This window comes from Nocardia albiluteola (genome assembly GCF_018860155.1).
Classification (GTDB): domain Bacteria; phylum Actinomycetota; class Actinomycetes; order Mycobacteriales; family Mycobacteriaceae; genus Nocardia; species Nocardia albiluteola.
In genome coordinates, this window is the sequence record NZ_JAHKNI010000018.1 from 12466 (window position 1) to 22930 (window position 10465).

6 protein-coding genes are annotated in these 10465 nt (G+C 68.1%); all 6 read left to right on the top strand.

Translation table 11 applies throughout. The annotated features are described in order from the left end of the window. Positions 1-31 precede the first annotated feature (31 nt). Positions 32-2287 (top strand): hypothetical protein, encoded by a 2256-nt coding sequence (locus KO481_RS36430; RefSeq protein ID WP_215923089.1) that lies wholly within the window; start codon positions 32-34, stop codon positions 2285-2287. Beyond that, entirely contained in the window at positions 2284-6237 is a 3954-nt protein-coding gene (locus KO481_RS36435; RefSeq protein WP_215923090.1) for a discoidin domain-containing protein, read from the top strand. The genes KO481_RS36430 and KO481_RS36435 overlap by 4 nt, the downstream gene beginning before the upstream one ends. After that, on the top strand, positions 6234-7520 hold the full coding sequence (locus KO481_RS36440; protein WP_215923091.1) for a discoidin domain-containing protein: 1287 nt from the start codon (positions 6234-6236) through the stop codon (positions 7518-7520). The genes KO481_RS36435 and KO481_RS36440 overlap by 4 nt, the downstream gene beginning before the upstream one ends. A gap of 3 nt (positions 7521-7523) precedes the next feature. After that, on the top strand, positions 7524-8765 hold the full coding sequence (locus KO481_RS36445; RefSeq protein ID WP_215923092.1) for a hypothetical protein: 1242 nt from the start codon (positions 7524-7526) through the stop codon (positions 8763-8765). A gap of 26 nt (positions 8766-8791) precedes the next feature. Continuing rightward, complete coding sequence (locus KO481_RS36450; protein WP_215923093.1) at positions 8792-10036, top strand: hypothetical protein; 1245 nt, start codon at positions 8792-8794, stop codon at positions 10034-10036. Positions 10037-10250: 214 nt separating this feature from the next. Then, complete coding sequence (locus KO481_RS43640) at positions 10251-10457, top strand: hypothetical protein (protein ID WP_245402048.1); 207 nt, start codon at positions 10251-10253, stop codon at positions 10455-10457. Positions 10458-10465: the final 8 nt, after the last annotated feature.

Below are 10465 nucleotides of genomic sequence, written 5' to 3' on the forward strand. Positions count from 1 at the left end.
CCCCTCCGATACCCGGACCGAGGAGTATTCCGTGTCCAATCAGCCCAAGCTCGATATCGAATTCCACGACCATCTGCTGCCCCGGGTCACCGCTGGGCGGTATCAGGTGGATATCCGGCAGGTTCTCAAAGACGATGCCGGGGAGATCGACCGCGAGGACAAACTGCCCACACTGGCGCACGAATTCGAAATCCGCGCCGTGCAATTCGTGCTCGACCCGGGGTCGGTGCAAGCGGTGTATCCCGCGCGCGGGGCCGCCGACGACTTCTCCAGCGCACTGCCGCACATCACCCTGGACCGGGCCATCCTGCCCTGGGAGCGGGAACCCAAGTTCTCCCGGGTGGAGGCGCGCCCGCCGTGGCTGGCGCTGCTGGTCTTCGCCGAAGGCGAGCTGCCCGACGACCCGAGCGCACTCGGCGAGACAGTGCCCCGCAAGGTGAAAGACATTGTCGGCAACCTCGAAACCGGAATGATCGGCAGTTCCGCGCCCGGGGTGGCCGGTCCGCGTATCGCCCTGGCGCAGCTGCCGCCGGAGACACCGGACAGCAATTGCCAGACCATTGACGTGCCGGTCGAGACGCTGCGTGGCGTGCTGCCGCGCGAGGCGGAGCTGTACTACCTGGCGCATGCGCGCTATGTCAGCGCGGCGGCGCAGCGCGCGAACGGGGAGATCCTGACCGAGGGCGAGTTCGGTGTCCTTACCGCCAATCGCTTTCCACACGACACCGGCTCGTACGCAGTGCATCTCGTATCGCTGGAGGGGCACGACCGCTGGCTCAAGGACACCGTCGACTCCCCGGCCACCGCGGTGCGGCTGGCCGTGCTGCACTCGTGGTCGTTCGTGCACGATCCGGCGCTGTCCCTGGACGCCGCCAATCTTTTGCGCAACCTGATCGAGCCAGGCAACCGCGATTCCGAGAATCTGGCCCTGCGACTGTTTCCGCGCAATGGCTCCGGCGGCACCCGCTCCCAGGACGCCTATGTGGCCGAGCGCCTGCGCCTGGGTTATGTGCCGGTGCCGCAGCGGGCTATGTCCGGGGATTTCGGCTTTGCCTGGTATCGCGGACCCGCCACCCCGGTGACCGCGCCGGAGGTGCCGTACTCGCCCAACCATCACACGACGGCCGATCACGCCCTCATCTACGAGCCCGATCACGGCCTGTTCGATGTGTCGTACGCGTCGGCGTGGACGCTGGGCCGCACCATCGCGCTCGCCGATCCGACCTACACCGCGGAGATCACCCGTGCGCGGCGCGAATTGTCCAGCCGGGCGGTCGCGCTCATGGCCATGGCAACCGATCAGGGGCGCACCCTGGACACCGCCGACGGGCCGGGCATGGGCTGGCTGCGCACGCTCGCCGACAGTAGCCGACTGGTCACCGATGCCCTGGCCGCGCCCCGCGCGGAGCTCACCGCCGAGGACGAGGCCGCGCTGTTGACCGAGCTGTCGCGACCCGCACCGGACGGCCGGATGGGCCGGGCGCTGGCGCGCGGGCTGCTCACCCAGGCCGCCCCGCAGGCGGCGCTGCGCGCCGTGGCCGACACCCGCACCGGCGGCATGCCGCAATGGCTGGAGCTTCTGGGCCTGCTGCGCGGCATCCCGTTCTCCTATCTGGTGCCCGATCCGCGCATACTGCCGCCGGAGTCGTTGCGGCTCTTCCGAATCGACGCCGCCTGGATCGACGCACTAGTGGACGGCGCGGCCAGCGTCGGCCTGCACACCTCACTCGATCTGCGCCTGGACGACACGCTGCGCGCGGCCACCACCGCCCGCCGCAGCGGCTCGACTCCCCAGGCGGGCCTGCTGATTCGCTCCGCGCTGGTGCCCGCCTGGCCCGACATCCGGATCACCGCCACCAGTCCGAAGGGTCCGGTCAGCGAACTGCGCCGCGACCAACCGGCCCCCGACACCCTGCTGGTGCTCTTCGACGACGTGCCCGACACAGTCGTGCTGCGCGAGCCCGCCGAGGGCATCCACTTCGGCGTCGACGGCGACCGCATCAATCTGCGCGAGCTGCGCCACGATCAGGAGACTTTGCTCGGCGAATCGCTGAAGAACCGCTGGTTCCCGCGCACCGGATCGGTACGAGATCACCTGCGCACCAATGGAACTCCGGGAGTTCTGGACCTACTGGGCGCGCGCGGCCTGATTCCGGCGCTCACCACCGAGCTGAACGACATGATCGGCTCGAACCCGCTGCGCACCGCGCAGTTCGCGCTGCAAATGGTCAATGCCCCCATCGAACAGCAACTACTGCCATCGCGGACCCGAGGAGAACAGCCATGAGTGAGCCCACACCCACCGGCGATCCCCGAACCGGGACCGATCTGATCGTTCCCGTCCGCGTGCACACCCTCGTCGTCAACCAGCGCGTCAAACAGGACGAGCCATTCAATATTTGGCTGCCCGACTTCCGAAAGATGCTGGAGCGCACCGACAGCGCCGAACCCGCGCCCGGCCAGAGCCTGCAAGAGGCGCAGACCGGCGTCCACGTCCAGTGGGAACTGCCGGAAGCCCTGACGGCCGGGCACTTTCACCCCGAAACCGGCGAGACCACCTTCCCTCTGGTACCCAATCGCTGGCTGGTGGTGCGGCACTACAACGGCTTGGATGGGCAGCGGAAAGTGGCAGCCTGGGTGGTGCACAGCGACTACCTGGAACGCGCCGACGGCGGACTGGGCCGGGGCACCAGCCGCTACGTCACCACCCGCAAGCCCGGCGGCGGCACCGGCGCGCCGGACCGCGACACCATCGGCCGCCGCCACGACCTGAAGACCGGGCCGTGGACCGAGCCGCCGACGCACGAATTGTTCCTCACCACGGTCGGTCCCGGCCTGCCCGCCTTCGCCGCCTACGCGCCCTACCACGAGGACGTGTTCTGCGTGCGGGACTCCCTGGAAGACATCCGGGCCGAATTCGGCACGGTGTTCCCACCCGACAACGAGCTGAGCTACCAGGTGATCGGCTGGTACTCCGACCGGGCCGACGGCACATCCGACATACTGCGGCAAGCCCTGGACATTCCGGGCCTGGTGCCGCCACCGGAGGAAGGCATCTCACGCACCAGCCAAGTCTTGGACGCACTCGGTTGGAGCGCGCCGACCGACGCGATCGCCTCGACCCTGTACTGCGGGCACTCCCTCGGTGTTTCGTGGCGCTGGCAGGGATCATCGCCGGAGTCCGACCGGCCCCGCCCGCTCACCCCCAAGGTGTCCATGGGCCACAGCACCGCCGACGCCGCCGAGGCGCTCACCACCGGGCAGACCCGCTCGCCGCGCACCGGGCAGCTGGTGCGCGCGCTGCTCGAGGGAACCATCGACACGTACGGCACCCCCAACGGGGATATCGAACTCGACGAGGCCACCCGTTCGGCCTGGTTCGCCGGCAGCAATGGCGGCTATCGCTGGGAGGCGACCTTCCCCGGCAGACAACAGGATTCGCGCAACCTCCCGCAATGGCTGACCGATCTGAACTCCGATCAGGCCGAACACGACGCACTCGTCCCGAAGCTGGAGCGCGAACGATCGCGACTGTGGAGCATCTGGTGGCTGCGCAATCAGCCCGCTGGCGCCTATCCCGATCCGCGCCCACCCACGTTCAATCACGAGGCGGACAATCAGCTCAATCCCGATCGCGACGGATCGCTGGCGGCACAGGTGGACGCCGACATGCGGGAGGTGCTGCGGCTGCGCGGCCGGATTCCGTACGGAGACACCCCGGAGGAGCTCGCGGCGGACATTGCGAAATTCCGGCACGACAAGGAGATTCCCGACGATGTGCAGCTGCGCCGCGTCGGGCGCGACCCGTTCTATCGCCCCGCCGATCCGGTCGTGGTGATCGAGGGCGCGGGCAGCGGGCAGCCGCTCACCCGCGACCTCGACGATCCGCTGCCCTGCCGCGTGCCCTCGGCGCTCGTCACCCAAATCCAGAACGACTCCAGCTGGCAGGACCCGCCATCGCGGCCACTGCCGGACCTCACCAATCTGCCGGATTCCTGCCGAAACCTGTTACGCGAGTTCGCGCTCCTGGACTGGGCCGCCCTCACCGCATCGGCCTCGGGGCCGGGCACCGTGCTGAGCGCCGCCCTCGCCGACCCGGGTAACCGGGTGCGCGGACCGCTGCCCGAGTACACCGCCGCCTGGCGGCAGGCGTGGGTGCCGATGTATCTGCAATGGGACCTTCGCCTGTGCGCCACGCCTTTTCGCAGCAATGGCACCGATAACTGGTACTTCGACGGCAATCACTACCAATGGCTGGGCCGCGGGGCCACCCCAGGTACCGGCGACTACGGCCTGCGCTGGATGACCTTCAAGGAGCGCGCCTTCCTCACCCCGAGCGCGCCCTACATCCTGCGCGAACAGGCCCGCCGCTATCTGAACACCTATCCGGAATCGGAGACCGCGGGCCTGGCGCAGCTGCGGGCCGACTACGCGACCATGGACCTGCTGTCCCAGAGCCTGGACGGATTCAACGACTGGCTGCTGGAGCGCACCGGTTCGGCGCAGTCCGTTCCGGAGGTCAGCGCATTGTTCGGCGATCCCGAGACGGTGCCGAATCCCGGTTCCCCAGGCGGTGATTTGCCCGAGTCCGACCGTTTCCAGGCCGTGCGGGCGGGCCAGTTCTACTTCCGCGATCTGCGCATCATCGACCGCTTCGGACGCGCCTGCGACATCACCAACCCCAGCCAGGACAACTATCTGAGCTTCCCGCCCTATCGCGCGCTGAGTGTCACACCGTCCAAGCCGATTTCGGATCAGGCAACGTCACCTCGCCGGTTCTTCCAGCTGCCGCCGCGCATCATGCAAGAGGCCCGCGTCCGGCTGGACAATGTTCCCGCACAAGATAATTCGCCGGTCGTGGGCTGGCTGTTGCTCAACTATCTGGACCAGGCCCTGCTGGTGTACGCACCCGACGGCTCTCCGCTGGGTGAAATGCGGGTCGTCGGCGACCGGCGCGAGATCGCGTGGAACCCACTGCCGCACGCGCCCTTCGCCGATCCGGCCGACCCGGGATTCTCCGACGCCTACCCGGAGTTGTCCGACATGGTCGTCGCACTGCGCGCCCGGACCCCGGACGAATTCGACGCGGTACTGGAGCTCTTGGACCAATCCCTGGACACCATTGCCGACGACGCTGCCGAAGCCGACGCCAGCCCGGCCCGCCTACTGGGCCGTCCCCTCGCCCTGCTGCGCGCCGACCTCACCGTCGAACTCGCCGGACCACCCATTACCCGCCCCGGCTGGCAGCACGTGCTGAATCCACCGAGCGAGGACTACCCGACCTACACCTGGCCGGTCCGACTCGGCGACAATGCCTGGCTCACAGACGGTTTGGTCGGCTACTTCGCCGGAGCCAACCCCGGCGACCCAATCGACTACCGGCTCCTCAACACCGTCCTGCCACCCACCGAGTCCGGCTATATGCGCCGCATCACCGACGGCCATGACCTCGCCGTCCCCGCCAAACCAACCGGCGACCTGGTGATCCGCCAGCTCACCCTGCTCGCCGACCCGCACGCCGCCATCCACGCCACCACGGACATCCTCCCGGTCGCAGCCCTGCGGCTACCGGCCGACCAGATCGCGGCCGCCCTCGACCGCATTCGCGCCTCCTTCCGGCTGGACCCGCTGCTGGCCCCGCTGCGCGTGCAGCCGGTGACGGCGTTCTCCTCCCTACTCGACGAGCACGGCGACGGCCTGGCGGAACTGGTCGACGGCAATCTCGGCACCAGCTGGCGCAGCCCGCGCCCCGCCCGGGCCGGCGACTGGATCGTGCTGGATCTCGAAGCACCACACCCGATTCGGCGGGTCGACCTCTACCCTGGCAATACTGCGGGCGCAATGATGCCCCCGGACGGCTTCCTGGAGACCTCCGAGGACGGCCAGACCTGGACTCGACTGTCCCAGGTCGCTCCGGGCGGGGATCTGCACCTCACCCCACCCGAACCGCCCACCGCCCGCTACCTCCGGTTCGTCTGCACCGCAGACTCTTCCGGCCCCATCGCGCTGCGCTCACTCACCGTCACCACCGACGACGCGGGCGGCGTGCTCATGCCCCGCCCCGCCGCCTGGCACGGCACCTGGAGCTGGGCCGAACCGTGGGACTCCGGGACCGAGGCGCCCGGCTGGGGCGAATTGCCCATCGTGCCGGTCGATCTCCTCAGCTATCCCGACGACCCGGTGCCCGTAGCCCGGGCCGGATACCTGCAACTGCGACCGGGAGCTGAACGGCCATGACCGCCGTCCGTGAGCGAATCCCGCTGTCCGCACCGGATCTCATGACCGCCGTCCGCGCACGAATACCGTTGCGCGCACCGGATCTCACGGGCGGGAGCCCGGGTGAGGTGATCGTGGATCGCGCCTTGGGTACGCAGCCGCCGTATCTGCCGCGCTACATGCTCGACAACAGCCAGGGCACCTACTGGCTCAGCCAGAATAATCTGTTCCCCAACCACACCATCACCATCGATCTGCTGACCGTCGCCCCCGTACGCGGTGTGCGAATCCTCTTCGGCGACACCCACGGCCGCTATGGCGGCAGCGGAAGGAGTTACCTACAGTCCTCGATCGATGGCAACACCTGGTCCCCACTGCCCACCGTCGAACCGGCGCCTTCCGTCGAGATTCCCCTCTCACCGCCGGTCTCCGCTCGGTATGTGCGACTCCACTGGGCGTTCATCGACCGCGAGGACAAGCTGGCGATCCGCTCCTTCCACGTGGACGTGCCGGGTAGCGGCGGCACCGAACCCCAGTTGCGCGATTTCGCGCCCGATCGGGTGGCGATCGGTACCGACGAGGCCGTCACCCTGAGCTGGCGCGGAGACGCGGCGTGGTTCCAGCTGTACTGGGCCGACCGCACCGAGGACGTCACCGACGTACCCGCGGGCCCGGATGGGTTGCGGCGCTGGACTTCTCCACGGCTGCGCACCACGACCGGGTTCATGATTCAGGCAGGCGGAGAGCTGGGCGATGGGACCAGGACCACCCGTACCCTCACCACCGCGGTGGCCGTGCGCGGCGGTGACGACAGCATCCGGTCCGCCGACGTGGCGCGCACGCTGCGGGTCGGCGACACTCGCGACAGCATTCTCCTCACGCCCGAACGCGCCGACTTCGCGGTGCCCACGAGCCTCGGCGAGCTGACCGTGCAGGGATCGCTGACGGCCGGCGATCTGACGCTTACCGCCAGTACGCCTGCGGCCGTGCAGGTTTCACACGCGCTGCGGGCACGGAATCTCCGTGTGACGGAGTCGCTCACCCGCTCCGGCACGCAAACCATACAGGCCGTCGGCAGCCAACGACCTGTTGGCACCTCGGCACCCTTCACCGCGCCGCGAGACGGCTTCCTGCACATCACCAACGCACACGCGACCCTCGATACCCCCTTCGGCGTCTACAGCCGTCGATACACCCTCAGGCCGGGCCAGAGCATGACGGTTCCGATGGTGGCCGGAACCCGCTGTGAATTCGACCCGAACCCGATGCGGGTGTACTGGATTCCGCTGGGAAAGGACGTCTAGGCCATGACCGTCGAAATCCTGTCCCGCAGTACGGCTTTCGTCTATTCAGTAGGCACCGTGCCACCGGTGCTGGTGGCCGGGGCCAGCGACCCCGCCGCGCTCACCATCGACCTGCGACAGGGCCAATACGACCTTACCTTCCGCAGCTTCGAGATCTGGGTGCCCGTCGGTGCCGCGCACACCGACCTCACCGCCGAGGCAACCGGTGTGAACGCGACGATCTCGGGCGATGGCACCGCGAATTGGCTTCGCGATCGACGCCTCGTGGACGGCAAATTGATCTTCGAGTTTCGCGCGCCGCAGCCCACCGCCATGCCCGAGGGCTGGACGGGCACGATCACCATCGGGCCGTTCCGGATCAGCCCGACCACCGGCCTGGCTCCGATCGACATCATCGAGGAGACCGGACGGCCCGTCGACGGCCCATCGTATCGGGCCGCCAGCTTCTCCGTACCGAAGTTCCCGCCCGGCTTCTTCTTCGAAGACCTCGCGCCCAGCCAGCTTTCGGTGCCCAATGGGCAGCCGGTCACCCTGGCCTGGCGTGGCTCGCCGGCGAGCTACCGCATGTTCTGGAACGATCGAGACGAGGACGTGACCTCGATCCCCGCCGGAGCGGACGGCCTGCGCCGCTGGACCTCACCACCACTGTCCGATATCACCGGCTTCCTGCTTCAGGCGACGGTCAGCTCGCACGGCGACAGCCTGGTACACAGCCAGACCACCGTGGTCACCGTCGGCAATCCGGATCTCACCCCCAGCGCGGTCGACGTCACACGCGCCCTGACGGTACCGCCGGGCACGACGCTGACCCCGACGTCGGCGTCGTTCACCGTCCCGGTCACCGCGCGCGAAGTGAACGCCACCGCCGCGGCGGTGCGCGAATGGGAGCCCGCCGAGACGATCCGCACCGGCGACCTCGCCTTCACCGCACCGGACAGCACCATCCGGCGGCTGCGAACCCCAGCCGCGGCGATCTGGGACGGCCGCAACGAGGTGCGAATCTTCGGACAGCCCTTCCCGATTCAGTTGCCCGACCGGCATCGATTCACCACCGACACCTTCATGCTGTTCAATTCTGACTCCACGTCGGCCAATGTGTTCGAGGTGAATGGGCGCACCTACCGACAGGCCCCCAGGACTCCACTCTGCCTGTTCATCCCGGCCGGTGCCGAGGTCGTGATGCGGCCAAGCACCCAGCAGAGTCCGGGCTGGATCGCGGTACCGATCACCAATCCCGAGCCGTGAGTTCGCATGCCGAAAGGTGCCCCGTCATGCCAGACACCGTCCTCGCCGAGCCACTGCTGGGCTTCACCGTCACACCCGATCCGAATCCCCTGACGGTCAGCCCCGGCGAAGAACCCACGCCCGGTGCCCTCACCATCACCGTGGGCCGTGGTGCCCGGGACGCCTACTGTCGCGCGGTCACCGTCCGAATCCCGGTCGGCCCCGGAGCCGATGATCTCATCGCCTCCCCCGAAGCCGTAGCGGGCGTGCGCAGCTCCTTCATCGGCGGCACCGATCCCGACCACGGGGACGGCTGGAGCGCCGACACGGCCGTCTACTCCAACGGCTACTGCGTGGTCCACACCGAACCATATTGGGAACCGCTGTTCGACGGCACCTGGACCGTCGGAATCGTGCTGTCCCACTTGGAGATCAATCGCGAGGTCGGCGAGGCGGAGATCGAGATCGTGGAGAGCACCGGCACGGTCCTCGGCGACTGGACCGAGAAGACGACCACCGTCCGGGTCCCGAAGTTCCCGCCCGCCTTTGTCTTTCGTGATCTGCGACCCAATGAGCTGTCGGTGCCCGCCGGTACCACCACCGTTCTACAGTGGGAGGGCAGTCCTGCCGTGTATGTCATGTCCTACCCGGGTGGCAGTGCCGATGTCAGCAACGAGCGCGCGTGGACCACACCCGCACTTCAACAGACCTCCTCGTTCACCCTGCGCGCCACCATCCCCGGCGGCAATGTCACACACGCGCTGAGCACCGTGGTCGCGGTGGGTACGCCGAGCCTGAAATACCGCGATCTGACCGTCGAGCAACGGCTTTTGGTGGGATCGCCGCCGGCCGCCGAAATCCGCCCCTCCGACGCGATCTTCGATATACCGGTACACCTCACCGATTCGGCCGTCATCGACCGCTTGCGGACCACCGGCGGCGCGCCGACGGTCACCGGGACGCTCTCGCTCGGCACCGGGATCGCCGATGTGGGCACGGTGGAACTCGGCCCGAACGCCCAGATCTCGACCTCCGGCACAATCGACCTGCGCGAGGTCCCGGGCCTGCGGTTCACGGGCACTCCCCGCGACATCACCGGCCGCGAATGGACCGCCGACGCCGACGGTTTCTTGCTCGTGACCAGTCCGGAGGGCACCGGGGAAAACCGGGTCGTCATCAATAACGTGGAGATCGTCGTGCAAACGAACAGCACTGTCAGCTGTCCGATCCGACGCGGCGACCAGCTGAGCCTTACCCAACCCGCCCAAACCGTCTTGATCCCCTTCGGATAAAGCACCGTGCGGGCATCGAATCCGATGCCCGCACGCTCGTGTATTCAGTGTGGCGGGGCCGATGCAGGTCCGGGAGCTACTTCTTGCGGAAGTTCAGCTTGGAGAGGTCGAACGAGAAATCTCCGACCATGCGCAGCACGCGGCACGGACCCGCGCCGGGGCGGACTCCGAACCCCGCACCCGCCGCCGCGGCGCCACCCACCACTAACGCGTCTTGGAAACCGTCTACTGGGACGCCGGCACCGCCCGGCTCCTGCCGAGATTGATCCGCGGCCGCACCAATGGGCCGCTCCGTCAAACCATCTCCGCAGGCGATGCGCGAATTGACCAGCTGTTACGCCATATCCGCCCGAAATTCGGCCGATACTCGGCGACCCTTGCCGCGGACGGTCGGGTTGTGGCCGCGGTGAAAGTCAGCTGAACTTGTGT

Coding starts and splice junctions, on each gene's coding strand:
- KO481_RS36435 (WP_215923090.1), top strand. CDS start 2,284: ATGAGTGAGCCCACACCCACCGGCGATCCCCGAACCGGGACCGATCTG.
- KO481_RS36440 (WP_215923091.1), top strand. CDS start 6,234: ATGACCGCCGTCCGTGAGCGAATCCCGCTGTCCGCACCGGATCTCATG.
- KO481_RS36445 (WP_215923092.1), top strand. CDS start 7,524: ATGACCGTCGAAATCCTGTCCCGCAGTACGGCTTTCGTCTATTCAGTA.
- KO481_RS36450 (WP_215923093.1), top strand. CDS start 8,792: ATGCCAGACACCGTCCTCGCCGAGCCACTGCTGGGCTTCACCGTCACA.